The sequence below is a fragment of the Amycolatopsis coloradensis genome (assembly GCF_001953865.1).
GTDB lineage: Bacteria > Actinomycetota > Actinomycetes > Mycobacteriales > Pseudonocardiaceae > Amycolatopsis > Amycolatopsis coloradensis.
The window spans coordinates 474,778-499,992 of the sequence record NZ_MQUQ01000015.1 but is presented as its reverse complement, the minus strand read 5'-3'; the positions used below and the strand labels follow the sequence as shown (position 1 = coordinate 499,992).

At 67.8% G+C, this 25,215-nt stretch carries 24 protein-coding genes and 3 tRNA genes; 14 read left to right on the top strand and 13 right to left on the bottom strand.

Going from position 1 to position 25,215, the window contains the following annotated elements; all coding sequences use genetic code 11:
* Nucleotides 1-248: 248 nt before the first annotated feature.
* Together BS329_RS27970 and BS329_RS27965 are read left to right on the top strand one after the other, a co-directional pair.
* Nucleotides 249-521, top strand: coding sequence for a hypothetical protein (locus BS329_RS27970; protein ID WP_076164196.1), 273 nt, complete (start codon nucleotides 249-251; stop codon nucleotides 519-521).
* Nucleotides 522-526: 5 nt separating this feature from the next.
* Nucleotides 527-793, top strand: a complete 267-nt coding sequence (locus tag BS329_RS27965; RefSeq protein WP_076164489.1) for a hypothetical protein — start codon at nucleotides 527-529, stop codon at nucleotides 791-793.
* A gap of 12 nt (nucleotides 794-805) precedes the next feature.
* Here the strand turns inward: BS329_RS27965 and BS329_RS27960 are convergent, their stop codons facing one another.
* From BS329_RS27960 to BS329_RS27950, 3 genes are all read right to left on the bottom strand, one after another.
* On the bottom strand, nucleotides 806-1,654 hold the full coding sequence (locus BS329_RS27960) for an SAM-dependent methyltransferase (protein ID WP_076164195.1): 849 nt from the start codon (nucleotides 1,652-1,654) through the stop codon (nucleotides 806-808).
* A 14-nt stretch (nucleotides 1,655-1,668) separates the two neighbouring features.
* A complete protein-coding gene (locus BS329_RS27955) occupies nucleotides 1,669-2,484 on the bottom strand; it encodes an SAM-dependent methyltransferase (RefSeq protein ID WP_076164194.1) in 816 nt (271 codons plus the stop codon).
* Nucleotides 2,485-2,549: 65 nt separating this feature from the next.
* Entirely contained in the window at nucleotides 2,550-3,407 is an 858-nt protein-coding gene (locus tag BS329_RS27950; RefSeq protein WP_076164193.1) for a helix-turn-helix domain-containing protein, read from the bottom strand.
* Nucleotides 3,408-4,242: 835 nt separating this feature from the next.
* On the opposite strand from BS329_RS27950, the gene gndA reads away from it, so the two are divergent.
* Nucleotides 4,243-5,682, top strand: coding sequence for an NADP-dependent phosphogluconate dehydrogenase (gene gndA, locus BS329_RS27945; protein ID WP_076164192.1), 1,440 nt, complete (start codon nucleotides 4,243-4,245; stop codon nucleotides 5,680-5,682).
* Nucleotides 5,683-5,761: 79 nt separating this feature from the next.
* Here gndA and BS329_RS27940 read toward each other — a convergent pair whose 3' ends face one another.
* Both BS329_RS27940 and BS329_RS27935 read right to left on the bottom strand, forming a co-directional pair.
* A complete protein-coding gene (locus BS329_RS27940) occupies nucleotides 5,762-6,493 on the bottom strand; it encodes a Clp protease N-terminal domain-containing protein (protein WP_076164191.1) in 732 nt (243 codons plus the stop codon).
* A 33-nt stretch (nucleotides 6,494-6,526) separates the two neighbouring features.
* Complete coding sequence (locus BS329_RS27935) at nucleotides 6,527-7,741, bottom strand: NAD(P)/FAD-dependent oxidoreductase (RefSeq protein ID WP_076164190.1); 1,215 nt, start codon at nucleotides 7,739-7,741, stop codon at nucleotides 6,527-6,529.
* Nucleotides 7,742-7,890: 149 nt separating this feature from the next.
* Here BS329_RS27935 and BS329_RS27930 point away from each other — a divergent pair, with 149 nt between their 5' ends.
* The gene (locus BS329_RS27930) at nucleotides 7,891-9,246 is read left to right on the top strand and encodes a nucleobase:cation symporter-2 family protein (protein ID WP_076164189.1); all 1,356 of its coding nucleotides are present in this window, start codon (nucleotides 7,891-7,893) and stop codon (nucleotides 9,244-9,246) included.
* Here the strand turns inward: BS329_RS27930 and BS329_RS27925 are convergent.
* Nucleotides 9,243-9,773, bottom strand: coding sequence for a serine/threonine protein kinase (locus BS329_RS27925; protein WP_076164188.1), 531 nt, complete (start codon nucleotides 9,771-9,773; stop codon nucleotides 9,243-9,245). The genes BS329_RS27930 and BS329_RS27925 overlap by 4 nt on opposite strands.
* A gap of 245 nt (nucleotides 9,774-10,018) precedes the next feature.
* On the opposite strand from BS329_RS27925, the gene BS329_RS27920 reads away from it, so the two are divergent.
* Both BS329_RS27920 and BS329_RS27915 read left to right on the top strand, forming a co-directional pair.
* Nucleotides 10,019-12,796 (top strand): sensor domain-containing protein, encoded by a 2,778-nt coding sequence (locus BS329_RS27920; protein WP_076164187.1) that lies wholly within the window; start codon nucleotides 10,019-10,021, stop codon nucleotides 12,794-12,796.
* Nucleotides 12,793-13,092, top strand: coding sequence for a GNAT family N-acetyltransferase (locus tag BS329_RS27915; RefSeq protein WP_076164186.1), 300 nt, complete (start codon nucleotides 12,793-12,795; stop codon nucleotides 13,090-13,092). Before BS329_RS27920 ends, BS329_RS27915 begins: the two co-directional genes overlap by 4 nt.
* 3 nt (nucleotides 13,093-13,095) lie before the next feature.
* Here BS329_RS27915 and BS329_RS27910 read toward each other — a convergent pair whose 3' ends face one another.
* The 4 genes from BS329_RS27910 to BS329_RS27890 all read right to left on the bottom strand — a co-directional run bounded on the left by BS329_RS27910 (nucleotide 13,096) and on the right by BS329_RS27890 (nucleotide 14,668).
* Complete coding sequence (locus BS329_RS27910; protein WP_076164185.1) at nucleotides 13,096-13,917, bottom strand: arylamine N-acetyltransferase family protein; 822 nt, start codon at nucleotides 13,915-13,917, stop codon at nucleotides 13,096-13,098.
* 471 nt (nucleotides 13,918-14,388) lie between these two features.
* Nucleotides 14,389-14,462: transfer RNA gene (locus BS329_RS27900), tRNA-Phe, on the bottom strand.
* A 31-nt stretch (nucleotides 14,463-14,493) separates the two neighbouring features.
* Nucleotides 14,494-14,567 (bottom strand) — tRNA-Asp (locus BS329_RS27895).
* A 28-nt stretch (nucleotides 14,568-14,595) separates the two neighbouring features.
* Nucleotides 14,596-14,668 (bottom strand) — tRNA-Glu (locus BS329_RS27890).
* A gap of 308 nt (nucleotides 14,669-14,976) precedes the next feature.
* Between BS329_RS27890 and BS329_RS43525 the strand changes: the two genes are divergently transcribed.
* The gene (locus BS329_RS43525) at nucleotides 14,977-15,183 is read left to right on the top strand and encodes a hypothetical protein (protein ID WP_076164183.1); all 207 of its coding nucleotides are present in this window, start codon (nucleotides 14,977-14,979) and stop codon (nucleotides 15,181-15,183) included.
* 255 nt (nucleotides 15,184-15,438) lie between these two features.
* Here BS329_RS43525 and BS329_RS27880 read toward each other — a convergent pair whose 3' ends face one another.
* Nucleotides 15,439-15,696, bottom strand: a complete 258-nt coding sequence (locus tag BS329_RS27880; protein WP_076164182.1) for a hypothetical protein — start codon at nucleotides 15,694-15,696, stop codon at nucleotides 15,439-15,441.
* Nucleotides 15,697-16,204: 508 nt separating this feature from the next.
* Here BS329_RS27880 and BS329_RS27875 point away from each other — a divergent pair.
* Entirely contained in the window at nucleotides 16,205-16,624 is a 420-nt protein-coding gene (locus BS329_RS27875) for a hypothetical protein (protein WP_076164181.1), read from the top strand.
* Nucleotides 16,625-16,741: 117 nt separating this feature from the next.
* Here BS329_RS27875 and BS329_RS27870 read toward each other — a convergent pair whose 3' ends face one another.
* Nucleotides 16,742-16,945, bottom strand: a complete 204-nt coding sequence (locus BS329_RS27870) for a cold-shock protein (RefSeq protein ID WP_003097368.1) — start codon at nucleotides 16,943-16,945, stop codon at nucleotides 16,742-16,744.
* A gap of 455 nt (nucleotides 16,946-17,400) precedes the next feature.
* Between BS329_RS27870 and BS329_RS27865 the strand changes: the two genes are divergently transcribed.
* From BS329_RS27865 to BS329_RS27840, 6 genes are all read left to right on the top strand, one after another.
* Complete coding sequence (locus BS329_RS27865; RefSeq protein WP_076164180.1) at nucleotides 17,401-18,609, top strand: L,D-transpeptidase; 1,209 nt, start codon at nucleotides 17,401-17,403, stop codon at nucleotides 18,607-18,609.
* Nucleotides 18,610-18,798: 189 nt separating this feature from the next.
* On the top strand, nucleotides 18,799-19,131 hold the full coding sequence (locus BS329_RS27860) for a hypothetical protein (protein ID WP_076164179.1): 333 nt from the start codon (nucleotides 18,799-18,801) through the stop codon (nucleotides 19,129-19,131).
* Complete coding sequence (locus BS329_RS27855) at nucleotides 19,132-19,689, top strand: SigE family RNA polymerase sigma factor (RefSeq protein WP_076164178.1); 558 nt, start codon at nucleotides 19,132-19,134, stop codon at nucleotides 19,687-19,689.
* Between the two features lie 4 nt (nucleotides 19,690-19,693).
* The gene (locus tag BS329_RS27850) at nucleotides 19,694-20,152 is read left to right on the top strand and encodes a hypothetical protein (RefSeq protein WP_244197315.1); all 459 of its coding nucleotides are present in this window, start codon (nucleotides 19,694-19,696) and stop codon (nucleotides 20,150-20,152) included.
* 213 nt (nucleotides 20,153-20,365) lie between these two features.
* Entirely contained in the window at nucleotides 20,366-21,781 is a 1,416-nt protein-coding gene (locus tag BS329_RS27845; protein WP_076164176.1) for an MFS transporter, read from the top strand.
* 9 nt (nucleotides 21,782-21,790) lie between these two features.
* Complete coding sequence (locus BS329_RS27840) at nucleotides 21,791-22,375, top strand: PaaI family thioesterase (protein WP_076164175.1); 585 nt, start codon at nucleotides 21,791-21,793, stop codon at nucleotides 22,373-22,375.
* Between the two features lie 67 nt (nucleotides 22,376-22,442).
* On the opposite strand, the gene BS329_RS27835 is transcribed toward BS329_RS27840, so the two are convergent.
* Complete coding sequence (locus BS329_RS27835) at nucleotides 22,443-25,136, bottom strand: serine/threonine-protein kinase (RefSeq protein ID WP_076164174.1); 2,694 nt, start codon at nucleotides 25,134-25,136, stop codon at nucleotides 22,443-22,445.
* Between the last annotated feature and the right edge of the window lie 79 nt (nucleotides 25,137-25,215).

Below are 25,215 nucleotides of genomic sequence, written 5' to 3'. Positions count from 1 at the left end.
GGGTGATCAACTCCGCCCACTCTCGACATGAAGATTATTCCAGGAGTAGGATTAATCGCAGCGGCCGGGGCTCGGTTGTTGGTGAATCGCTCGCAGTATGCAAAAACCTCGGCGACAGGGGTCACCGAGGTGGCGTTCAGCAGGGGGTTTCGCCGTTCCGGCAGGCACCGACGGCAGGTGTCCGGCAGGGGCAGCAGTAACCCCGCGGCGCAGACCACCCACCGCCGACCTCGTGGGGGAGGATCAGCGTGATCATTCAGGACACCATGCCTGCGACGGTACTCGCCGTCGGCAGGCTCATGGCCGGTACGGCTGGCGAGAGCCGCCGCTCCGCGCATCTTTTCGACCTGCACTCCAGGGGCTCGCACCCCGAATTCCTGCACGCCCGTTGTGGCACGGCGATGCCTTACGACCACTTGGAATGGATCCCCGTCGGTTCGGGGATGCCCTGTGAGCGTTGTCTCGGCTTGACCGGTTCGGCCGAGCAGACGCGGCTGCCGCGTCCGAGCCGGGGAGTGTGACCGGGATGGCCGTCCGCCTCACCACGCTGCTGTTCCGCCGTGAGGACGAACGCCTTGCCTCGGCGAAGCACCGCAACATCGGACTCGAACTGCGCCGGCGTTTCGGGTTCAGTCTCATCCAGGCGCCGCTGCGCAAGCAGCCACCGTGGAACTCCGAAGTCGATTTCCCCGGGCAGCGCGGCGCGCACCGTGACCTGATCAGGACCGGCCGGCCGTTCGAAGGTCAGTTCGAGCCTTCGCCCTTGATCGGGCATCTGACCGGCCGGGCCTGATCTCCCGACGTCTCAGGGCTTGCGGCCCAGTCCGCCGAGCCCGCCGGTGAACGTCGGATCGTCGGCGAACCGGTCGCTCGCGCGGGAGGCCGCTTCGTCCAGATGCCAGGCGGCCATCCAGTCGATCCCGGGCTCCACCATCTCCAGTCCGTCGAAGAACGCGGCGAACTCCGCGCGGGAACGCAGGTGGAACGGGGCGCTGGTCTTCTTGTACAGCTCCTGGACATTCTCCCGGTTGTCGCCCTCCTTGCGGGTGACGCCGTCCTCGGTCAGATGCGAGGACAGGAAGTACGAACCCGACGGGAGCAGGTCGAGGTAGCGCTGGACCATCTCGTGCACGTCCTCGTCCGGGCCGAGGAAGTACAGCAGGCCGACCATGACCAGCCCGACCGGCTGCCGTGGGTCGAGGACGCCGGTTTCGAGGGCGCGCTTCCAGATGTCGGCGGGATCCCGCACGTCGCCTTGCAGGACCGCGTGCCGCCCGAGCAGGCCCTCACGTTCCAGCAGCAGCTGGGAATGCGCGACGGCGACCGGCTCGATGTCGATGTAGACGACGCGGGAGTCGGGGTTGATCGCGCTCGCGATCTGGTGGACGTTGCCGACGGTGGGCACCCCGGAGCCGATGTCGAGGAATTGGGTGATCCCCTGGCGGGCCAGGTATCCCACGCCGCGGCCGAGGAAGTCGCGCCCGACCCTCGCGAACGTCTTGACCTCCGGGAACTGCTTGAGCACCTGCGTGCCGAACTCGCGGTCGATGGCCCAGTTGGCCGTACCGCCGAGGAACCAGTCGTACACCCTGGCCACGTTGGGGCGTTCGAGATCGACACCTTCGGGGGCTTCGGGATCCTGCTGCGTCGTCATGCGGTCACACCTCGTCATGAAGCGGGTTTGCGGGCGACCCCGCCGATGGTGCAGCTAAGCGTAGGCGAGCGGGCGTCGTCCAGCCTCCATGTGCCGACCGGGACCAGACCCGGCTCCGCGAGGGTGAAATCCCCGAAGAAGGCCCTGATTTCTTCCCTGTCGCGGAAGGAGGCGGGGGTGCTCGACTGTTCGTACTGCTTCACGACGTTCTGGATCTGTTCGAGCAGCTCGCCTTCCACGCCGGACGTCGTGACGTGGGAGAGAACGTAGAACGAGCCGGCGGGCAGCAGTTCGCGGTACCGCGCGATGACGGTGGCGAGTTCGGGTTCCGGCAGGAAATGCAGGACCGCGACGGTGAGCAGGGCCACCGGTTTCGCCGGGTCGAGGACACCGGTGTCGAACGCACGCTCCCAGACGTCGTCCGCGTCACGAAGGTCGGCGCCGATCACCGCGTGCCTGCCGGGGTCGCCACTCTTCTCCAGCAGGATCTTGGCATGCGCGACGGCGACCGGTTCGTTGTCGACGTACACGCACCGGCTGTCGGCGTCGACCTCATCGGCGATCTCGTGGACGTTGCCGACGGTCGGCACGCCGGACCCGAGGTCGAGGAATTGGTGCACGCCGTGCGCCACGCAATGCCGGACCGCGCGGCCGAGGAAGGCACGGTTGGCCCTGGCGAGGGACCGGATGAGCGGGAAGGCCTTGACCAGTTGCTCGCCGAATTCCCTGTCCACCGCCCAGTTCGCGGTTCCGCCGAGTGCCCAGTCGTAGATACGGGCGGCGTTGGGCCGCTCGAGATCGACACCCTCGGGCAGGAACTGCGGGTCCACGTCCAGCCCCTGTCCACTCGACCGCGCTGACGGCGGTAACCCTACCGAAGGAAGGCCTGTCGCTCTCAGGATTGCATCTGATTGCGGTACAGCTCGGCGAGCTCTTTCAGGAACTGCCGGGTCTCCTGGCGTTCCAGCGCGGCGCCACGCAAGCGGTCCCAGGAATCGACGAAAATGTTGAAATCCTTGACGTCGTCGAGGTACAAGCCGCCCGCGGAATGCTCGATGTAGACGAAATCCCTGGTGCGATCGGGAAAACGCATGATGGTGAAGTCGTTGGGCACCGCGGCGAGCCGTGCGCCGAACGGCAACACGTGCACATACACGCGCGGATGCTTGTCCAGCGCCAAGAGATGCTCGACCTGGTCCAGCATCACGGCGGGGGCGGAGCCGCCGGGAGCGCGGCGCAGGGCGCCTTCGCTGATGATGAACCGGTAGTAGGGCGGCTGCTGTTGGTCGAAGACGGCCTTGCGGTCCAGCCGGTTGCGGACCAGCGAGGTGACGTCGGTGGCGCCTGCTTCGGTGAACTGCTTGAGCATGTAGTGCTCGGACTGGAGCGGGCCGGGGATGCGCTCACCGTGCCAGGTGAGGATCTCCGCGGTCGCGGGTTCGAGGTCGGTGAAGGTGCGGAACCAGTGCGGCACCACGGATCGGTAGCCGGACCAGTGGCCGCGCTGCCCGGCGGCGGCGCGGGCGAGGTTCATCAGCGTGTCGGCCTCGTCGCCGTTGATCCCGAACGCGTTCAGCATCGATCGCACATCCCCGAGTTTGACCCCGACGGCACCGGACTCGATCTTGTTGACCTTGCCCTGGGTGCAGCCGAGAACCTCGGCGACCTGCTGCTGTGTCATCCGCGCGGCGTTGCGGGCATGCCGGAGCTCGTTTCCGAGCTGCTTCCGGCGCGAGGTGACGGTGCTGGCCATCAGCCTTGCTCTCCCGGACCACATAGCCAGGACCGCGGCTTCCCGCCGTCCTGCGCGCGAACACTTCGAACCCACCCAGGGTACTGCACCTTGCGGGGTTCGATGATGACATTGCGCAGCGTTCCAGGAAACGGCTGAAAACACCAGTCACCTGGTGCGTCACCCTGGTGGCGGAACGATCTCGTCACATTTCGGGCACCTTCGCCCGGCATGGTGACCGAGTGGACCAATCCCCCTTCGCCGAGCAGGTCATCGACGATGTCCGGCTGGAGCCGATCCACCCTGGACACGCCGCGCACGTGCTGGTTCGGCCGCCGGACACCGAATACGGTTCGGCGGCGAATCTCCGGCCTACGACGCACTGTCCGAACAGGAACGACTGCCGGCGAACCTGTACCGGCCCTACGCCGAACTGGACGGCCGCGGCCGAGGCGCGCCGATCGACCTTGGTCATCCACGAGGGTGCCCCCGATCCGCTGCTTCTCGTGACCGGACCGCACCTTCGCTCGCAACCCCCGCCGCAGCGGCTCGCAACGGCTCGCAACCCCCCGGACCGGGATGTCGCGAAAGCCACTTTCGCGACATCTGATGCCCCGAAAGTGGCTTTCGCGACATCCCGGAATCCCGCGGCGCCGCACCCCAGCCCCCCACCCAACCCTGGGGGACGGCCCCGCACCCAGCGTATCGGTACCCACCGTCGGGCCGGGGGCTTCGGGCCGAGTTGTCCACAGGCAGGCCAGGTTGTGGACAACCGGGGTTCGATCCCTTCTCGCCCCGGCGCCGTATCCCTCGACGGGGATAGGCTCGGCACGGGAATCAAAGCGGAAGGGTGCGGATGAGCAAGAAGGCGAGCATCGGGGTCACCGGCTTGGCGGTCATGGGCCGCAACCTGGCCAGGAACCTCGCGAGGCACGGGCACACGGTGGCCCTGCACAACCGCTCCGAGAAGCGGACGAAGGAACTGGTCGAGCAGTTCGGCGACGAAGGCGACTTCATCCCCGCGTATTCGGCGCAGGAGTTCGTCGACGCGCTGGAGCGGCCGCGCCAGGTCGTGATCATGGTCAAGGCCGGGGCGCCGACGGACGCCGTGATCGACGAGTTCGTCCCGCTCCTCGAGAAGGGCGATGTGATCGTCGACGCGGGCAACGCGCACTTCGCGGACACCCGCCGCCGCGAGGCCGCGCTGCGCGAGAAGGGCATCCACTTCGTCGGCACCGGTGTGTCCGGCGGCGAGGAGGGCGCGCTGCACGGGCCGAGCATCATGCCGGGCGGATCCAAGGAGTCGTACCAGTCGCTCGGTCCGCTGTTCGAGGACATCTCGGCGAAGGTCGACGGCGAGCCGTGCTGCACGCACGTGGGCGCGGACGGCGCCGGGCACTTCGTGAAGATGGTGCACAACGGCATCGAGTACGCCGACATGCAGTTGATCGCCGAATCGTTCGATCTGCTGCGCGGCGCGGGTGGCTACTCCCCCGCCGAGATCGCCGACGTCTTCCGTACCTGGAACTCCGGGCGACTGGACTCGTACCTGATCGAGATCACCTCGCAGGTGCTGGCCCACACCGACGCGGCCTCCGGCAAGCCGTTCGTCGACATCGTGGCGGACCAGGCGGAGCAGAAGGGCACCGGCCGCTGGACCGTCCAAATCGGACTGGACCTGGGCGTGCCGATCAGCGGGATCGCCGAGGCCGTCTTCGCTCGGTCGCTCTCCGGTTCTTCGACCCTGCGTGAGGCCTCCCGCGGTCTCGGGGGTCCTTCGCGTGCTCCGCTGACAGGGTCCGCTTTGGACACCTTCGCGGATGACGTCGAGCAGGCGCTGTACGCGTCGAAGGTGGTGGCGTACGCGCAGGGCTTCAACCAGATCCAGGCGGGCGGCGCCGAGTACGGCTGGGACATCGACCTCGGCAAGGTCGCGTCCATCTGGCGCGGCGGCTGCATCATCCGCGCGAAGTTCCTGAACGACATCACCGCCGCGTATGCCGAGGAGCCGGCGCTTCCGACGCTCCTGACCTCCGGCGGCTTCCGCAAGGCCGTCGAGGACGCTCAGGACTCCTGGCGTTCAGTGATCTCCACGGCCGTGCGGCTCGGGATCCCGACCCCGGGCTTCTCGACCGCGCTGGCCTACTACGACGGTCTGCGCGCGGAGCGGCTTCCCGCCGCGCTGGTGCAGGGGCAGCGTGACTACTTCGGTGCCCACACGTACCGCCGGGTCGACCGCGAGGGTTCGTTCCACACCGCTTGGGCGGCCGACGGCCGTCCTGAGTCCCCCGCCTGACGGACTGTATGAAGGCCCCTAGCGAGGGAAAGGGGCCTTCATGCAGTCGCGACCAGCAGCACGAGGAGCGCGACCCGGGTCATTTCCCGCGCGCGGCGACGATCTCCGTCAGCGCCCGCAGGATCACCGCTTCGCTTTTCTCCTTGGTGAGCCCAAGCCCGCCGAGTACGGTGAAGTCCTCGATTTCGAACAGGGCCAGCAGGATGTGTTCGGTCCCGATGTAGTTGTGCCCGAGCCGCAACGACTCCCGCATGGTCAGCTCCAGCGCCTTCTTCGCCTGCGCGCCGAACACCATCTTCGCCGCCTCCGCCGGTTCGGCGGCGGGTTCCGGCAGGCCTGCCACCGCGGCTTCGCGGACGGCATCGAGGGTCACGTTCTGCGCCACGATCGCCCCGGCGGCGAGCGCGGCCGGCTCGGAGAGCAGGCCGAGAATCAGGTGCGCGGGCTCGATCTGCGGGCTCTTCGCCGCGACGGCCTCGTCCCGCGACGCGACGACGACGTGCCGTGCGCGATCGGTGTAGCGGCTGAACACCTTCACCAGGTCTTCGAGTGAGGCGCCTTCGCCGGATTCCTTGGGCACGAAGCGTTTCTGGGCGGCCTGTTTGGACACCCCCATGTTCTTGCCGATCTCGGTCCAAGACGCGCCGGAGCGCCGGGCCTGGTCGACGAAGTGGCCGATCAGGTGGTCGGCCACTTCGCCGAGGTGCTCGCCGAGGAAGACCGCGTCGGACAGCTGGCCGAGCACGTCGCCGTCGGGATGCTGCTGCTTGATGTGGGAAATGAGGTCGTCGAGCCGGACTGGGTTCGTCATACCGTCAACTCTAGGTTGACGACCCCCCCGTCGTCAACCGCGAGTTGACGCAAAGGTCGCCTTCAGATCGAAGCCGTTGGCCTCCAACGTCTCGAACCGCGGCTCCGGATCCACGGCGAACAGGCGGCGCGCGGCGATGTGGTCCGGCGGCCGGTTCACCGACTCCACCCCGACGAGCACGCCGTCGCGAAACAACAGCACCGAAAACTTCCCGCCCTCCCGATCCCCGCTCACGACGGTCTTGTCCGCCCCGGTCAGCAGCCCGGCGATCTGCAGTTTCGCGCCGAGCTGATCGGTCCAGAACCACGGCAGGCTGTCGTAGGGCGCGGGTTCCCCGGCGATGGCCGCGGCCACCGCCCGCGCCTGGTCGACGGCGTTCTGCACCGACTCCAGGCGCGTCGCCGTCCCCGCCTGGACACACGGGAAGTTCGCGCAGTCCCCGACCGCCGAGATCTTCGGGTCGCTCGTGCGCAGATGTTCGTCGACAACGACACCGTTCGCCACGGCCAGCCCCGCCTCCTCGGCGAGCCGCGTCCTCGGCTCCACCCCGACCCCGACCAGCACCAGATCGGCGAGCAACAGGTTGCCGTCGCTCAGTTCCACCTCGGCCACCCGGCCGTCGCCTCGCAACGCGGCGACGCCCTGGCCGAGCAGGACCGTGTGCCCGGCGCCCTCGTGCAGTGCGGCGAAGTACGCAGAGACCTCCGGAGTGGTGACGCGGGCCATCAGCCTGTCCTGCGCCTCCACGATCGTCACGGGCCGCCCGGCGTGTGCGGCGAATTCGAGCCCGATGAACCCGCCTCCGACCACGACCACGTTCTCCGCGCTTTCCAGTGCCGTCCGCAAGACGTCGGCGTCGTTCTTGGTGCGCAGGGTGAACACCCCGTCCAAAGTGGACCCAGGAACCGGCAGTACGCGGTTGTTCGCTCCCGTCGCGAGAACGAGATGGTCGTACTCGTGGGCGCTTCCGTCTTCGAGGACCACGTTCGCGCCCTCGCGATTCACCGACGCGACGCGGCCAGGGATCAGCTCGATGTCCTTCTCCGCGAAGAAGTCGTCGGGCCGCAGACGCAACTGGGCGTCGCCCGCGGTCCCGGCGAGGTAGCCCTTCGACAGCGGAGGCCGCTGGTACGGCAGGCCGGGTTCGTCACCGATCAGCACCACCCGCCCGTCGAACCCCTTGTCCCGCAGCGAGGTCGCCACCCCGAACCCGCTCTGTCCGGCTCCTACGACGAGGACGGTCTCCATCGGCGCTCCTTCCGTTGTGCCCAGTGTCCATTCAACACAGATCCGGCCCTTTCGACCGTCCCTCCGAGAAGTGATCCTCATCCGGCGGAAGCGCTACGGTGATGCCCGACGAGTTCACTGGCTGTTCCCGCACCTGAGGAGGGGGTTGCATGAGCGCGAGTCCTTCCGAGGTCCATCCGGTCGATCAGCGTCCGCCGCTGCCGAAGCTGACCTTGCTCGGCCTTCAGCACATGTCGATCATGTACGCGGGCTCGGTGGCCGTCCCGCTCGTCGTCGGCAGCGCGCTGAAACTGGACGCGGCGACGATCGCGTGGCTGGTCAACGCGGATCTGCTGGTCGCGGGGATCGCGACGCTGATACAGGCGATCGGGATCGGAAAGATCTTCGGCATCCGGCTGCCGGTGGTGGCCGGCGCGACGTTCACCGTGGTCAACCCGATGATCATGATCGCGTCCCAGTACGGCATGCAGGCCGTCTACGGCGCGATGATCGCGTCGGGGGTGTTCGGCCTGCTCATCGCGAAACCGTTCGCCAAGATGATCCGGTTCTTCCCGCCGCTGGTTTCGGGCACGCTGCTCGTCGTCATCGGCATCTCGCTGATCGCCCCCGGCGTCGGCCTGATCGCCGGCCACGACACCGGATCGCCGGATTACGCGAAACCGGCCAACATCGCGCTCGCGTTCGGCGTGATCGCGGTGATCGTCCTGTTCACCCGGGTCCTGCGCGGGTTCGCGAACCAGATCGGCCCGCTGCTGGCGCTGTTGATCGGCCTGATCGCGGCCGTCCCGATGGGCATGGTGAGCTTCAAGGGCATCGCCGACGCCGACTGGTTCGGCCTCGCTTCGCCGTTCCACTTCGGCCCGCCGACCTTCCCGGTCGCCGCCGTGCTCTCGATGTGCGTCGTGATGCTGGTGACCTACACCGAATCCACCGCTGACCTGGTCGCGGTCGGCGAGATCACCGGACGTCCGGCGAACGCCTCCGACCTGGCACGCGGTCTCGCCACCGACGGTCTCTCGGCCATCCTCGGCGGTGCGATGAACTCGTTCCCGGACACGGCTTTCGCGCAGAACGTCGGCCTCGTGCGGATGACGGGGGTGCGCAGCCGCTGGGTGGTCGCGATGGCCGGTGGCCTGCTGGTGCTGATGGGCCTGGTGCCGAAGGTCGGAGCCTTCGTCGCGGCCGTACCGGAACCGGTGATCGGCGCGGTCGCGGTGGTCATGTTCGCGATGGTGGCCGTTGTCGGCGTGCAAAACCTGAAGAAGGTGGAGTTCTCCGGCAACCACAACACGTTCATCGTCGCGGTGTCGTTCGGTGTCGGCCTGTTACCCGCGTTCTCCACGAACCAGTTCGGCACCTCGATCTTCTTCCAGCACTTCCCGGCGTGGTTGCAGACCATCTGCGGCAGTCCCATCACGGTCGCCGCGATCGTCGCCTTCACGCTGAACCTGCTGTTCAACCACCTCGGCAAGCGCCGGGAGCCGGATCTACTGAAGGCGCCCTAGCACCAGAGCCACTTCGGCCACAGGTTGCACTCTTCGGCCGGGGTCGTGGTGGACGTCGGCGGAGTCGGGTTGGGCTGCTGAGGCGCACCTGTCGACCCTGTCGTCCGCGGTGGATCGGCGGGCCCTTTCGACGAGGTCGGCGTCGTGGGGTCCGGGGAGTCGGACGTCGGCGCGGCCGAACTCGACGTGCGGCGGCTGGACGTCGTCTTGCTGGGCTGCGACGAGGTCCCTCCGTCGCTGCCTTCGCCGGTTTCCACCGTCTCGGTGGACGGGGCCGCCGAGGTCGCGCCGGCTCCCCTGTTCTCCGAAGGACGCTTGGGCATCTCGATGACGCTGACCTGGTTCGGCTGCGCGTTCTGCTCGGGCTCCGAATCGAACCCGACGAGAACGGCGGCCGCGCCGCAGGCGACGACCACGCCGATGGTCACCGCGATAACTCTCCAGCGTGACTTTGCCCGTGACTCCTCGTGGTCGTCCCAGCCCTCGCGAATGAGCAGGTCGGCGACCGAAACGTCGTCGTCATCCACCGGCTGAACCTTTCGCACTGGGAACAGGCAGACAGTAGTTTTACCGGAGCTCGCGGCCGAATGGGTGAGGTTGACCAAAAATAATTCACCCGATGGAACACCTTAGCGGGTGTCGGTCACACAGCGTGTATTCATATGTTTTCGCGCATATCAACGCTGGTCGCCCTCCGGTTCGCGTATACAGCGCCCTCCATGGGTGGTGTAATCGACGGTGCCAGCACCGGAAGAGGGGGTTCGGACGGATCATGGAGGCTGACGCCCTCGCCGTGCCGGGAGCCGGAAATTCCGGTCGCCCGACAGGCGCACCGCTCGGGAACGAGCCGGTCGGCGATCTCGGCCTCGCGGGCGACCACGCCGCCATCTGGTCGTACGACTTCGAGAACGAGACGCTGTCCTGGTTGCCCGGCCTGGAGAACCTGCTGGGCGGAGCCGGGCTCCCCGAAGCCCAGCTCGAAGCGAAACTCGCCGACCTGGTCGCCCCGCTGACCTCCGGCACCCGCACTTCCCCGCCGTGGCGCGAGTTCGAACTCGAGCAGTCGTTCCGAAACCCGGCGGGCGAGATCCGCTGGATCCGCCTGCGCGCCCGCACCATCGGTGACGAGGACGGCTCGTCGGGGCTGCTCGGGATCGCCACCGACGTGACCGACGTCCGCGAAAATCGGCAAGCCCTCGAAGATCTCACTGACCGTTACCGGCTTTTGGTGGAACTCAGCCCCGACGCGGTCTGTGTCCACGAAGCAGGGATCGTGACGTACGTGAACAGGGCCGCCGTCGCCGCCCTCGGAGCGTCCTCGACCGCCGAACTGATCGGGCGGCCCATCATGGACTTCGTCGCCGACGAGTCGCTCCCAGCCCTGCTGGACAGGATCGCGTCACTCCACCGCCAAGGTGCGTCGACCGATCCGGCCGACGCCGTCATGCTCCGCCTCGACGGCACGAAATACCTGGTCCAGAGCATCTCGGTGCGGACGACCTGGGAAGGGCGGCCGGCTTTCCAGGTCATCATGCGCGACATCAGCGCGCAGAAGGCCGCCGAAGCGACCCTGCGTTATAAGGCCGCGCTGATCAGCCACGTCAGCGACGCGATCATCGCGACCAACGGCACCGGCGTGGTGACCAGCTGGAACCCGGCCGCGGAGAACGTCTACGGCTGGACGGCGAACGAGGCGATCGGCGGCACGGTCAGTCGTCTCGTCGGCGCTGCGCTCGACCCGGAAACGGTGCTGCGCAAGGGCGGCGTCCTGCGGACCACCCACCGCCATCGCAACGGCTCGACACTGGCCATCCGCATCTCGGCCGCGGAGATGAACGACGGTTTCGTCCTGGTCTGCGCCGACGAAACCGCCCGGCGGCGTGCCGAGCAGCACTACAGCACGGTGGTCGCGTCGCTCGACGAAGGCGTGATCGTGATCGGGCCCGGCGGGCTGATCGAGTCGGCCAACCCGGCCGCGTGCCGGATCATCGGCGTCGGCCACGAAGACCTCATCGGCGTCCCGTGCGTGATGCTGGAGCTGTACGACGAACTCGGCCGCATTCCTCCTGCCAGGATGCCGTCGGTGGTCACCCGGCGCACGCGGGTCACCCAGACCGGCCTCGTGCTGCGGCTGCGGAGGTCCGACGGCGGCGACGTCTGGATCTCGATGACGTCGCGGCTGCTGACCCCGGAAGACCCGTCGGCCACGGCGGTGGTCGCCTCCTTCACCGACATCACCGAACGCCGCGCCATCGGTGAGCGGCTCGCGCACGAGGCGACGCACGACCCGCTCACCGAACTGGCGAACCGGACGCTGGTGCTGGACAGTCTCGCCGAGGCGTTGTCCGGCTCCGGCCGCGCCGAGCTGACCACGGTGCTGTTCATCGATCTCGACAAGTTCAAGGTGATCAACGATTCCCTCGGGCATTCCGTCGGCGACAAGGTGCTCCGCATCGCGGGCGAACGACTGCGCCGGGGAATCGGCGAGAACGACCTCGTCGGCAGGCTCGGCGGGGACGAATTCGTCGTCGTCACCGCGGAGATCACCGAACCGGCCGAGATCAAGGCGCTGGCCGAGCATCTGCGCGAGGCGCTGACCGAACCGATCACGGTCAACGGCAGGCAACTGCACATCGACGCCAGCATCGGCATCGTCACCGCGGCCAACGACGACACCCGGACCGCCGGGGACCTGCTGCGGGACGCGGATGTCGCGATGTACCAGGCGAAAACGCTCGGCCGCGCGCGCTACGAGTTCTTCGACGTCGAACTGCGCGAGCGGATGCAGCGGCGGCTCCGGATGGAGCAGGACCTGCGCGACGCCCTCCAGAACGGTGAACTCTGGGCGGCGTACCAGCCGGTCGTGGACATCGAATCCGGCGAGATGGTCGCCGTGGAAGCGTTGCTGCGCTGGAAACATCCCGCGCACGGCACCATCTCGCCCGCCGAGTTCATCCCGCTCGCCGAGGAAAGCGACCTGATCAACCTGATCGGCAAGCACGTCCTGCGCACGACCACGCGTGAGATCGCCAAACGGCGCGCGCAACTCGGCATCGACCTGAACCTCAAGGTCAACCTTTCGGCCCGGCAGCTGGACGACCCGCATCTGGTGGCAGGCGTGCAGGACGCGATGAAGACCACCGGGCTCCCGCCGCACGCGCTGACCCTCGAGGTCACCGAAAGCGCGCTGATGCGAGACCAGGCAGCGGCCGCCGAGGTGCTGATGTCGTTGCGCGATCTCGGTGTCTCGCTGGCGATCGACGACTTCGGCACCGGCTATTCGTCACTCGCGCAGTTGCAGCGGCTCCCGCTGGACACGCTCAAGATCGACCGCACCTTCGTCACCGGCATCGCGGAATCGCGTGACGCGGCCGCGATCGTGAAGAGCATCATCGCGATGGCGCACGCCGTCGACCTGATCGTCGTCGCCGAAGGTGTCGAAGACGAAGACCAGCTCGCCGTCCTGCGTGAGCTGCACTGTGACCAGGCGCAGGGCTTCCATCTGGGCCGCCCCGCGCCCCCGGACGAACTTTTCGGAGTCGCTGAATGAGTGTCGAGATCAAATCCGGTGAAGACCGCTACGACATCGTCGTGGACGGGAAACCCGCCGGGTTCCTGGAAACCCGCACGCGGCCGGACGCGATTCTGTTCCTGCACACGGAGATCTCCGACGACTTCGCCGGGCAGGGGCTGGCGGGCAAGCTCGTGACCGCGGCGCTCGACGACGTCCGGGCGCAGGGCAGGCCCGTCCTGCCCTACTGCCCGTACGTGCGTTCCTTCATCGCGAAACACCGCGAATACGAGGATCTCGTCCCCGAGGACAAGCGCGCGGAATTCGAACTCTGAGCCTCACCCCGGGTAGACCTTCAGCAGCTTCGCGAGTTCCTCTTCGGTCAGCACGACGTCCATCTCGCGCAGTGTCGCGTCGAGCCGTTCGGGCGGGATCGTGGTGGTCTCCTTGGTCCCGTCCGGACGCTCGACGATGAACTCGTCGCCGATCAGCTTGCGGCTGAGCCCTTCTTCCAGCCGCATGATCACCAGCTGTCCGGTGAACGGCGACCGCGGATGCGTCGACGTGTAGTGGTGGTAGACCTCGTAGTCGATCCGGTGCATCGGCGTGAGTGTGAAGGCGTGCAAGTCGGTCCAGTCGTCGCCTTCCAGCTTCTGGAGGCGCCACCAGTCGCCGTCGGCGACGAGCCGGTGCGGCCAGCCCGCCTGGTCCACCACGGCACCGTCGACCAGTGGCATCGGAACCAGCATCCCGGCGCCGAAACCGACGTCGACCAGGTGCTGGACGCCGTCGGCCTCGATCGCGAGGGTCATATGCGTGTACGGTCCGTTCTTCTGCGGCTGCACCCGCGCCACGAGCCGTCGCACGGGATAGCCGAGCCGCTCGGCGGCCGCCGCGAACAGGCTTCCGTGCTCGTAGCAGTAGCCGCCGCGATGACGGCGGACGAGCTTGCCGATCACGTCTTCGAGTGCGATTCCCCTGTGCTGCCCCAAAACGACGTCGACGTTCTCGAACGGAACGGCGAGGACGTGCGCCTTCGCCAGCTCACGCAACGCGGCGGCGGAAGGCTTCGCGGGACCCTGACCGATCCGGCCGAGGTACGCGTCGAGGTCGAGGGTGCCGACAGTCCATTCGTCGACCTGCTCAGGTGCGATTGTCATGCTGCAAGGTTGACACCTCTACCTAGCTCGAAGTCAAGGTCGTGGAAGCCGTTGAGGCAACTGGCAATGGCCACCGACTTCCGGAGTGTGCCGGTGGCCGACGCCGTTGTGGAAGGAGAAACAAGTGAGGACTCGTTCCCTTCTTGCCGGTCTACTGGCTGGAGCCGCCGTCGTACTCGGGTCGGCGATCCCCTTTGGGCGTACAGCCGTTGATCGTGGGCGGTGGACGCGACGGAAACAACCGCGGTGCGTCACTGATCGCGCCGCAGTGGTTGGTGACCGCCGACCACACGAAGGGCGGCGAGGTGGACGCCGGGCAGCTACACCGACGTGACCGCGTTCACCGACTGGATCAGCAGCGGACCGGCAAGTAGAACGCCAAGCCCCGCGGCGCGCGGTGCTGTAGACCCGAAATCGGCCCCAGGCGTGAAAAAACCGCCTTGACCTGGGTCAAGACGGTTTCAAGAGCGGTGGCCAGGGCCGGGGTCGAACCGGCGACCTTCCGCTTTTCAGGCGGACGCTCGTACCAACTGAGCTACCTGGCCGGGAACGCCGGCCTGGAGCCGAACGATCTTGCGACCCTGACGGGACTCGAACCCGCGACCTTCGCCGTGACAGGGCGACGCGCTAACCAACTGCGCCACAGGGCCTTGCGTACTGCTTTGTAACTGTACTGCGTACTCCCAACGGGATTCGAACCCGCGTTGCCGCCTTGAAAGGGCGGAGTCCTAGGCCGCTGGACGATGGGAGCCCGGTTCGGTTTCGGCGAACCGACCGACCCGCGCTCTCCGGTGTCCCCGGGAGCGAACATAACTATAGGACACGCCTGTTTCAGCTCTCGCACAGGGGGTCCTCTAGTTGTTCGCAGGGCTGGGACCTGCGAGAACGCGGCGAGTTCAGGATATCAGGGCCGAGGTGACCCGAAGGGCGGCGAGACGTCGCCGAAGCTCCTCCGCTCGGTGTCCGAGAGGGTGACGACGAGTTCGGCCACGCGGTGCGCGGGAGGCGCCCACGTCCGCCTTCCGGGTCCGCGACGACGGCCTCGGGCAGGGCGGCGAAGTGGACACCGCCGCGGAAGACCACGAGCGCGATCGCCAGGCGCTCGACGTCGTCTTCCGGACGTCCGGCGAGTTGCCATCCGGCGAACAACGCGAGACCACCCGCGTCCGCGACGTCCGCGAGACGGAAGAGCGGATCAGCCAGGCGACCGGAGTCGTCGGCGCCCGAAAGGTGGACGCGCGCCCACGCGCCGATGACCGCGAGTAGGCACGGACCGCGGAAGCCGCGTCGAGAGCCGCCATCGCGGACGGCAGAGCGAACTCGAAGAGCCGGTGCGGGAAGTCCCGAACAGCTCCGCGACGACCTTCGGCGAGTTCCGGAGAGGTCAAGAACTTCCCGCCGAGGACCTGCGCCGTCCCGGATTTCCCGCGCCGACGCGCTTGCCGGCGAACCACCCGTCAAGCGCAAACGAAAGCCCGGCCACGCGGTGAACACACCACGCGACCGGGCTAGCGAACGAACTCAGCGCTGAACGGGCGCCTGCCCGTCCTCATCCAGCGTCAACCCCAGCATGTCCAGCAACTGGACACAATCATCGACACCCAGCGCGCCATTGGCCACCGCCAGCCGAGCGCGCCGCACCTGGTCGTCGGACACCCGCTGGGTATCCCCCTGACCCGTGCGCTGCGCCGGCAGGCCACCCGCCAACGTTGTCGAACTTCCCCCATCGGCACCTTCGTACCGAAGGAGGAACTGTCGAACTTCCACAGACCCACCCATGGTTCCTCCAGACGGCCAACGAACAGCTTGGCCGCGAGGCTAACCAGAGCCGGCCGCGACACACAGCCCCCCGGAGAGTGAACCTGTCGCCACGCTCCGCACAACGCAGAGCGATCACGCGTGCACCGGCATCACATGAATCACAGGGGAACCACAGGTGACGCCCCGACCGGAATTCTGCCCGCGCCCACTCGCCCTTCTCAGCAAACCGTGCAACAATTGATTTGCTGACACACCCCCGGTCAGCGCCTGTGGAGATCCCCTCCGACCCCCGCGTTCCTCCCCCTGGCGCGGGGGTCGCTCCGTGTTTGGGGGCTACCCCCGAACTCGGTTCGATCGCATGCCCGGTCTCAGGTCACGTGGATGGCTCTCATTCAGATTGCCGATCGCGTTTTGTGATCACGGGAAAAGGATTTCTTGTGGGGATTGGGCCGTTCGGGGAAAAGAAAGAGGTGTGTCGTGGCTCACTGTGGTTGGTTTGCCGAGACCGAACCGTTATCGTGGCCCGGTGCCCCTTCCCTCCCTGAGCCGTCGTAGCGGCAGCCGCACGAACCTCAAGCCGGTCAACCCCGGTCGTCACCGCAACTCCTCCACCAAGGAGGCCGAAGCGGTCGTCGAAGACACGGAGCTCACCAGCTACCTTCGTGCCCTCGCCCCCGACAACGACCCGGAGAGCACCGGCACCGGCAAGCGCTTCGGCGAAGCGCAGGTGTTCCAGCTGCGGATGAACCTCATCGCCATGGAACAGCTCAAGGACGCCGCTCAGGAACGAAACCTGTCACCGCAGGCGCTGGCGCAGGAATGGATCCTCGAGCGCCTCTCGTGGGAATCGCAGGCCAACTCGGCCCAGCAGCGCCGCCACGAAGAAGCCCACACCGACGAATTCCACTTCGACGCCGACGCGTTCGAGCAGCCCGTCCCCCGCTGACCCCGTCCCCCCGGAACGGAACAGCACACCGGAAGAAACTTCCAAAGCCAGAGAAAAGCCCCCGGCGAGAACGCCGGGGGCTTTTCTGTTCAGTCTGAGCAACGCCGAAGGGCGGACTCAGATCGCGCGGACCTTTTGGGCCTGCGGGCCCTTCTGGCCCTGACCGACCTCGAACTCCACTCGCTGGTTCTCTTCGAGAGTGCGGAAACCGCGGCCCTCGATCTCCGAGTAGTGAACGAAGACGTCGCCCTCGCCGCCATCCTGCGCGATGAAGCCGAAGCCCTTCTCCGCGTTGAACCACTTCACAGTGCCTTGCGCCACCGCTGTACTCCTCGTTGCACATCCGCTTCGAGTGCCACCGAAGTGACACCCAGACCGTCCCGGGCGGTTCCAACGAGTCGAGCGAAGAGCGCGTCACCGGCTCATGGCTCGCGTCAGAAGTTCCGCGAGTGTGAAGCCACGAACACGCAAAACGACGGCCTGATGGCAGCGTACCGGGATCTGGCCATATTTGAAGCCCGTGATCGGACTCTGAGCACCCCCGAGTACCAAGGTCACCGGAACGTCGTATACCGCTCCGTCTTTTGTCGGACCCCCTCATTAGCCTGTCGCCGTGCGCCGACCTCAGGTCAACGCCGGACACGGACCGAAGTCGGGCATGCCCCGATCGTGAACTATGATGCACCCGATTGTGACTCGCATCACTCTCCGTGGGCTCAACTTCCAGGGCGGTCCGGACGTCATGATCGGTGTACTAGGGGAGCAAAGGGGAAGCTTTGAGGTTCACTGAAACCGCCCGCCGCCGCGCGGCGATCGCGGCACTGGGGCTGGTGGCCGTTCTGACGCTGGGGGCGTGCAGCAGCGAGCCGACCGTGTCGGCCAGCGGGCCGGAGGGCGGCGGCCCGCTCAGCGGCGAGACCGGCGGACAGGCGCCCGCGCCCGCCAGATTGACCTACGAGCCCGCGGCCGGCGCTCAAGACGTCGCGCCCGGCCAGCCGATCAAGGTCAGCGTCGCCGACGGCACGCTCGACCAGATCGTGCTGACCAACCCGGAGGGCAAGCAGGTCGCCGGGCAGCCCACCGAGGACAAGAAGAGCTGGACCACCACCGAACAGCTCGGTTACGGCAAGACCTACACGTGGTCCGGCAAGGCCACCGGCACCGACGGGAAGCCCGTCGAGGTCGGCGGCGCCTTCACCACGGTCAAGCCGCGCAAGCAGGTCGGCGCGAACATCAACGTCTTCGACGGGCAGACCTACGGCGTCGCCATGCCGATCACACTGACCTTCCCGAGCAAGGTCACCGACAAGGCTTCGGTCGAGAAGGCGCTCTCCGTCGAGACCACGCCGAAGACGGAGGGCTCCTGGGCCTGGGTCCACGACGACACCTCGGTGCACTGGCGGCCGAAGGCGTACTGGCAGCCCGGCACCACTGTGAAGTTCAACGCCAAGATCTACGGCGTCAAGATCGGCGAAGGCGTGTACGGCAAGGAAGACCGCTCGGCGAGCTTCGCGATCGGGCGCTCGCAGGTCGTCAAGGGCAACACCCAGACCCACCGGCTCGTGGTGATCCGCGACGGCCGGCAGATCGCGGACTACCCGGCCAGTTACGGCCTCGACGCCGACCAGGGCCGGGTCACCCCGAGCGGCACGCACGTGGTGATGTCCAAGCACGACACCTACTCGATGACCAACGAGCGCTACAACTACGAGAACATCGTCGTGCCGTCCGCGGTGCGGTTCTCGACCAACGGCGAGTTCATCCACGGCTACGGGCCCTCGATCTGGGCGCAGGGCAAGAAGAACATCTCCCACGGCTGTGTGAACCTCGCGCCGGCGAACGCCAAGGAGTACATGGCGGGCGCGCTCGTCGGTGACCCCGTCGAGATCGAGGGCAGCACGGTGAAGATCAACCGGGCGCGTGACTACAGCGACTGGACCTACGACTGGGCCGAGTGGACGAAGCTGTCCGCGCTGGGAAGCTGACTTACTTCCGCGAATCCGGGCGGCCGGAGACCTCCATGGTCTCCGGCCGTTCGTGTCTGTCCGCCGCGGTGAAGTCTCCGTCGGGCGCGAAGTGCCCTTGGGCGGACGGTGTCGTGAAACTTCCGAAAAAGTCGATGCAACCCGGCGGCGGGCGGGACGCATGTCTAACGACGTAAGGCGCCGCGGCCAATGAGCGGCGCCCGGATCGAGGAGACACCCTTGCGTACTCGTATCGCTCTTTCCCTCGGCGCGCTGCTGCTCGCGGGCGGCGCCGCCTTCGCGACCACGTCGCTGGCGTCGGCCGACCAGAGCGCGCCGTCGCCCACGGTCACTCAGGCACCGGCCCCGGCTCCCACCACCGCGAAGCCGGGCGAGCCGCCCCGCGCCACCACAGCCCCGCGTCCCGCCCAGGAGACCCCGTCGGTCGCCGCCCCTGGCGAGCACCGCGTCCCGAAGGCCGTCCCCGCCGGGCCGACCGGGGACCTGAACCTCCCCGCGATCGTCGAAGGAGCCGGTAACTAGGTGTCGCCGAGCCGCTCGTCGAAGACCGGGACGGGCTCGCCGTGGGACGGCGAGTTCGCCCGGTACTTCGACGAGCGCGCGCACAGCCTGCGTGCCACCGCGTACCTCCTGTGCGGCGACTGGCACCAGGCCGAGGACATCACCCAGGCAGCGCTGCTGAAGCTGTACCTGGCTTGGCCGAGGCTCTCCCGGCACGACGCGCTCGACGGCTACGCGCGCAAGATCGTGCTGCGGACGTTCCTCTCCGAGCACCGGCGCGTCTGGCGCAAACGGGAGAAGCTCACCGACACCCTGCCCGAAGTCCCGGGTGAAACGAGCGGTACGGAACAGGAGATGCTGGTCAGGCACGCCCTGTCCGGCATCGCCCCGAAGCAGCGGGCCGTGCTGGTGCTGCGCTACTTCGAAGATCTCAGCGTCGAGGAGACAGCGGCGGCGCTGGGATGCAGCACCGGGAACGTGAAGAGCCAGGGCGCGCGGGGGCTGGCGACCCTGCGCAAGCGGCTCGGCCCGCATTTCAGCGAATCGGCCTTGAGCGGAGCGCGCGGCGATGGGAGGTGAGGAGATGGACGAGGACGTCAAGAGCGTGCTTTCGCACGGCGAGAGCGGTCCCCCGCTGGGCATCCGGGCGGCGGACATCATCGAGCAGGGTGGCCGGATCCGGCGGCGGCGCAAGCGGTTGGCCGTGGCGGGGAGTTCGCTGGCGACGGTCGCGGTGATCGTGCTCGGCGCGATCGCCGTCGGCGGTCGCGGCGGTGAAGGGCCGGCGCCGGTGCCGCCCGCCGGACCTGGCCTGTCGACCATCTCCCCGGCACCGGTGCCGCCGGCGCCTTCCGAGGTGCCGCCCCGGCCGGAAGTCTCCGCTGAGCCGCCCGTCCAGGGGACGGTGCCGAAGCCGGGCCAGACGCACTCACCGCCCAGGACCTCGCAGCCGGGCCGGATGACCACGGCCGTCCCGCCGCGCGCTCCCAGCCCGACGAAGGAGCTGAGCGGGCCAACGACGGCGGTCACGACGAACCGCTGATCCCCGTCCGGAACGTCCGATTCCTGAGGCGTTACCGAAAGTAATCGGAAGTTTTCTCACGTCGGTTTCAACTGGCGGTATATCACCGTTTTGGGGGAACGGCGCTCGCGCGATCGATGCAAAACGCTGAATACCTACGTTTGAGCACCTACGGTCGAGGGAACAAACCGTCGACGGTGGGTAAGTAAACGGGTGGGTCGGGAGGTCAAACCCATGGCCGAAGAGGCGCTGAGCGCGGCGCATCAGGAAAAAGGGGAACCCGCGGAGGCCCCTCCTGAGCAGATCAGAAAGGCCGTCGCCGGAGCGGCGATGGGTAACTGCATCGAGTGGTACGACTTCGGTGTCTTCGGCTTCATGCCCGCGATCCTCGGGCAGGTCTTCTTCAACGCTTCAAGCACTTCAGAGGGCGCGCTGGCGACGTTCGCGGTCCTCGCGATCACGTTTATCGTGCGGCCGTTCGGCAGCTTCGTGTTCGGTCCGCTGGGGGACAAGATCGGGCGCCAGAAGGTGCTCGCGCTGACGATCATCCTGATGTCCGGTTCGACGTTCGTCATCGGCCTGCTGCCGTCCTACGCCACGATCGGACCTGCCGCGGCGGTCGCGCTGATCCTGTTGCGCACCATCCAGGGCTTTTCGGCGGGCGGTGAATACGGCGGCGCGGCGACGTTCATCGCCGAGTACGCCCCCGCGCGGCGCCGGGGTTTCTGGGGCAGCTGGCTGGAGTTCGGCACGCTCGTCGGGTTCGCGATGGGCGCCGGCTTCGTCACGATCTTCACCGTGGTCCTCGGCGACGACGCCATGCGCGAATGGGGCTGGCGGCTGCCGTTCCTGATCGCCGGGCCGCTCGGCATCGTCGGTCTCTACCTGCGGAACAAGCTGGAGGACACTCCGCTATTCCTGGAGATCGAGCAGAAGCAGCAGGTCGAGAAGTCGCCGCTGAAGGCACTGCTCAAGAAGCACTGGACGTCGATCCTGCACCTGATCGGCATCGTGGTGATGCTGAACGTGGCCGACTACATCGTGATCACCTACCTGGAGACCTATCTCAAGGACGTGGTCGGGTTCAGCGGGCATACGCCGTTGCTGATCATCCTGGCGACCATCGCGTTGATGCTGATCTTGATCGTGCCGGTCGGCATGCTGTCCGACCGGATCGGGCGAAAACCCATCCTGATCGCGAGTTGCGCGAGTTTCCTGGTGCTGCCGATCCCGGCGTTCTCGCTGATGGGCGCGGCCGCCGACGACCGGAACGCCGGGCAGCTCATGCTCGGCCTGGTGATGATCGCGGTGCCGCTGGTGCTGATCCTGGCCGTGCTGGCGGCGACGCTGCCGGCGATGTTCCCGACGCAGGAGCGCTACGGCGGTTTCTCCATCGGGTACAGCGTTTCCACCGCCGCGTTCGGTGGCACCGCGTCGTACGTCATCGGCAGCCTGGTGACCTCGACCGGTGACACCCTGTGGCCCGCGTACTACCTGATGGGCGCGGCGGCGATCGCGGCCATCCCGATCCTGCTGCTGCCGGAGACGGCGGGGGTGTCGCTGCGCGGCATCGTGAACTCGCGGATCGCGCGGCGTCGCAAGCCGGAAACGGCCACTCCCGACGGAGCCTCGGAGCTACCGGCGAGTTAACGTCTGTCCATGAGCCGTATCTCGCAGCCGTGGCCACCGGTCGAAGTCGAACCGGCGACCGTCCACCCGAAAGCCCCGCAGCCGGGCAGCCATCTGGGCATCCACTTCGGTGAGTGCTTCGGGTGCGGTGACGAGATCGAGGCCGGGCTCCACCTGCACTCGACGGTGGGCGAAGGGACGACGGTGTACTCGAAGTTCACCGTCACCTCCGCCCACCAGGGCGCGCCCGGCCTCGCCCATGGCGGCCTGCTGGCCTGTGCGTTCGACGAGGCGCTCGGCGCGACCGTCGGCAACCTGCTGCGCCGTCCCGCCGTCACCGGGAAGCTGGAGACGGACTTCCTCCGGCCGGTTCCGGTCGGCTCGACCCTGCACATCGCGGCGAAGCTGGACGGTGTCGCGGGCCGGAAGATCTACGTGAGCGCCGTCGGGCGGCTCGACGCCGAAGACGGCCCTGCCGCGGTGCGCGCGCGGGCGTTGTTCGTACAGGTCGAGTTCGAGCACTTCAGCAACCACGGGGACCCCGAGGCCTTGCAGAAGCTCGCCGCCGCGCACGAAAAGGCCAAGCGCGAACGCGAGTGGGACATCAACCCCTGAGCGTTTCGTCCTCTGGTTGCGGTAGTTCGACCTACGAACTACCGCAACTAGAGGACGAAACGCGGGGTTAGGTGAGGGTCCTTGGCCTTATCGCGTTGGCTTTGTCGACGAGTTCGACGCGCTGGTCGACGGTTCCGGCCAAGCGGGCCAGCGTCCGGTAGCAACGCTCCAGCCCGAAGCGCAGGTCCCGTTCGTCCAGGTCGCAGCCCAGCACCTTCGCACCCGGCGTCGGCCGGTTCTGCGAGTTGAGCCAGCTGTGCGCCGCTTCGAGGATCTCCGCCGACAAGCGCGTGCGGCGCTCGGCGTCGAGCTGCAACCGCTCGAGCCGCGTCGAAGCGTCGACGAGGTCTCGCTCGGACACCAGCACCGGATCCTTGCCGCCGCCGTTGATCCTGGTCTTGATCTTGATCGCGGCCACCTGCGCGGCGACGTAGTGCGTGGACGACGCCGGGACGGCCTCCAGCACCTCGATCGCGCTGGCGCGGGCACCCTGCGCGAGGTACACGCGAGCGAGCCCGAAGGCGGCGCTGACGTACGACCGGTCCGTTCGCCACACCAGCTCGTAGTAGCGCGCGGCGCCGAAGTAGTCCCCGACCCCCTCAGCGCTGACCGCCAACGCCAGCTTCGGCGCGATCTCACCGGGAAGGTCGTCATACACCGCTTCGAACGCGACTTGCGCGACACGGGACCGGCCGCCCGCGAGCTCGATCAGCCCGCGATACCAGTCGATCCGCCAGTCGTGCGGGAATCCGGCCTTGATCGCGAGGTACTGCGCGGCCTGCAACTGCCGCTGCGCCTCGACCAGCTCGCCGAGTTCGATCCGGGCCCGGACGATCCGCAACCGGACCTCGATCGACTCACGCGGCGCGCCGGCCAGCGACTCGATCGCGCCGCTGGGATCGAGCGCGACCGTCGACGCGAGCACGCCCGCCGCCGGGTCGTCCGTGTCGACCTGCGGGATCGGCAGGCCCGAGACCACCTCGCCCGGATCCGGCAGCGGCACACTCCCGCCGTGTTCCGGGACGACCAGGTCGACGCCGAACGTGCGGGTCTCCGGGCCGAAGACGGTCGAAGCCCCCGGGCGCGGTTTCCCGGTGCCCAGCGCCATGATCTCGCGCAGCACGCCGGTCAGCTGGTCGCCCATCTCCTCGGCCGCGATGAACCGGCGGTCCGGGTCGGTGTGTGTCGCGCGCCTCAGGAAGCGGTAGTACGAACCGAAGAGCGCGAACAGCGGGACGACGTCCGGGCCGGGCAGGGTCGCCTTGTACTTGCTCGTATAGCCCGAAAACTCGAAGCTGAGGACCGCGAGCGTGCGGCCGACGGTGTAAAGGTCCGACGCCACCGAAGCGCCGTGAGTCGCCAGTTCGGGCGCACTGTAGCCGGTGGTGAAGAACAGCGGGCTCTCGTAGTCGTCGATGCGGCGGACCGCGCCCAGGTCGATCAGCTTGAGCTGCTCGTGCGTCTGGATGACGTTGTCGGGCTTCAGGTCGCAGTACAGCAGGTTCTGGCTGTGCAGGTAGCCCATGGCGGGCAGGATCTCGAGCCCGTAGGCGATCACCTGGCCGATCGGCAGCGGCTCCGGTCGCTTCGTTTCGCGGTGGTGCGCGAGCGCGAGCTGCCGCAGCGACTGACCGCCGACGTACTCCATGACGATGTAGCCGACGGAGTTGCCGGTGTCGCCGTCCGGGTGCTGCACGAAGTTGTGGATCTTGACGATGTTCGGGTGCTCGACCTCGGCGAGGAAGCGCTGCTCGTTGGCGGCGGCCGCCATCGCGGTGGCGTCACCGGTGTCGATCAGGCCCTTGAGCACCACCCAGCGGTCGCTGACGTTGTGGTCCTGCGCGAGGTAGATCCAGCCGAGCCCGCCGTACGCGAGCGCGCCGAGCACCTCGTACTGGCCGCCGACGATCTCGTTCGGCCGCAGCTTCGGGACGAAGGAGAACGGATTCCCGCACTTCTCGCAGTTGCCCTCGGGCGAACCGGGTTCGCCGTCCTTGCCGCGGCCGACCTTGGCACTGCAACTGCCGCAGAAGCGTTTCTCCTCCGACACCATCGGGTTGTCGAGGACCGCGGAGGCCGGGTCGCGGTACGGCACCTGCGGGACGTCGACGAGCCCCGCGCCGAGACGGCCGCGGCGAGAGGTGCGCGACGACGTCCGGCGCGCGGTGCCGGGGAACGAACCCGTTCCGGTGCCGGTCCCCCGGCTGCCCGATCCGGTGCCCGTGCCGGTTCCCCGGCTTTCGCTGGATCGCTCGGGGAGCACGCTTTCCGTGCCCGGATCCGGCAGCTGCCCCGGGCCGGGGTCGACGCGCGGCGCAGGCGGCATGATGCTCTGCGTCTCCGGGGTGGGCGAGGAGAGCACGCTGGTCGGCTGGGGCGCGTCGGCGGGTGCCTGCCACGCAGGGCGGACGACCTGGGTCTGCGGACTGACGGGGGCCATCTCACCCGGCGGCCGGGTCGGGTCCTCGGCGCCGGGGATCGGGCGCTGCCGGCCGCGCGGCGGCGTCTGCGGGCGCTGGACCGGTGCGTGGAAGATCGTTCGCTCGGCGTCCGTCTCCGGGGGCGGCTGCTGTGGTGGCTGTGCTTGTGGCTGTGGCTGTGGCTTCGGCGGATCGGTGAGATCGAGCCTGCCGGAAATGGACGGTTCGGGTGTCTCCCAGCGGACCGGCGCCGGTGGCGTCCACGAGGCGGACTCCGCCTCGCGATCCGGTCTGGTGTCATCCGGCGCTGCGTGCCGAGGACGGCGCGGCTCCTCCGACACTGGTACCTCCCGAAATCCCCGCGACGACGTCGGGCCCAGTCTAGGCCTGGGAGCACAGGGCATGCCCGCGCCGGGTCGA

Bases quoted from the DNA above. Each gene is read 5' to 3' on its own strand.
- BS329_RS27965 (WP_076164489.1), top strand. From the start codon at position 527: ATGGCCGTCCGCCTCACCACGCTGCTGTTCCGCCGTGAGGACGAACGC.
- BS329_RS27960 (WP_076164195.1), bottom strand. From the start codon at position 1,654: ATGACGACGCAGCAGGATCCCGAAGCCCCCGAAGGTGTCGATCTCGAA.
- BS329_RS27950 (WP_076164193.1), bottom strand. From the start codon at position 3,407: ATGGCCAGCACCGTCACCTCGCGCCGGAAGCAGCTCGGAAACGAGCTC.
- gndA (WP_076164192.1), top strand. From the start codon at position 4,243: ATGAGCAAGAAGGCGAGCATCGGGGTCACCGGCTTGGCGGTCATGGGC.
- BS329_RS27940 (WP_076164191.1), bottom strand. From the start codon at position 6,493: ATGACGAACCCAGTCCGGCTCGACGACCTCATTTCCCACATCAAGCAG.
- BS329_RS27935 (WP_076164190.1), bottom strand. From the start codon at position 7,741: ATGGAGACCGTCCTCGTCGTAGGAGCCGGACAGAGCGGGTTCGGGGTG.
- BS329_RS27930 (WP_076164189.1), top strand. From the start codon at position 7,891: ATGAGCGCGAGTCCTTCCGAGGTCCATCCGGTCGATCAGCGTCCGCCG.
- BS329_RS27920 (WP_076164187.1), top strand. From the start codon at position 10,019: ATGGAGGCTGACGCCCTCGCCGTGCCGGGAGCCGGAAATTCCGGTCGC.
- BS329_RS27915 (WP_076164186.1), top strand. From the start codon at position 12,793: ATGAGTGTCGAGATCAAATCCGGTGAAGACCGCTACGACATCGTCGTG.
- BS329_RS27910 (WP_076164185.1), bottom strand. From the start codon at position 13,917: ATGACAATCGCACCTGAGCAGGTCGACGAATGGACTGTCGGCACCCTC.
- BS329_RS27880 (WP_076164182.1), bottom strand. From the start codon at position 15,696: ATGGGTGGGTCTGTGGAAGTTCGACAGTTCCTCCTTCGGTACGAAGGT.
- BS329_RS27860 (WP_076164179.1), top strand. From the start codon at position 18,799: ATGAGCGGCGCCCGGATCGAGGAGACACCCTTGCGTACTCGTATCGCT.
- BS329_RS27850 (WP_244197315.1), top strand. From the start codon at position 19,694: ATGGACGAGGACGTCAAGAGCGTGCTTTCGCACGGCGAGAGCGGTCCC.
- BS329_RS27845 (WP_076164176.1), top strand. From the start codon at position 20,366: ATGGCCGAAGAGGCGCTGAGCGCGGCGCATCAGGAAAAAGGGGAACCC.
- BS329_RS27840 (WP_076164175.1), top strand. From the start codon at position 21,791: ATGAGCCGTATCTCGCAGCCGTGGCCACCGGTCGAAGTCGAACCGGCG.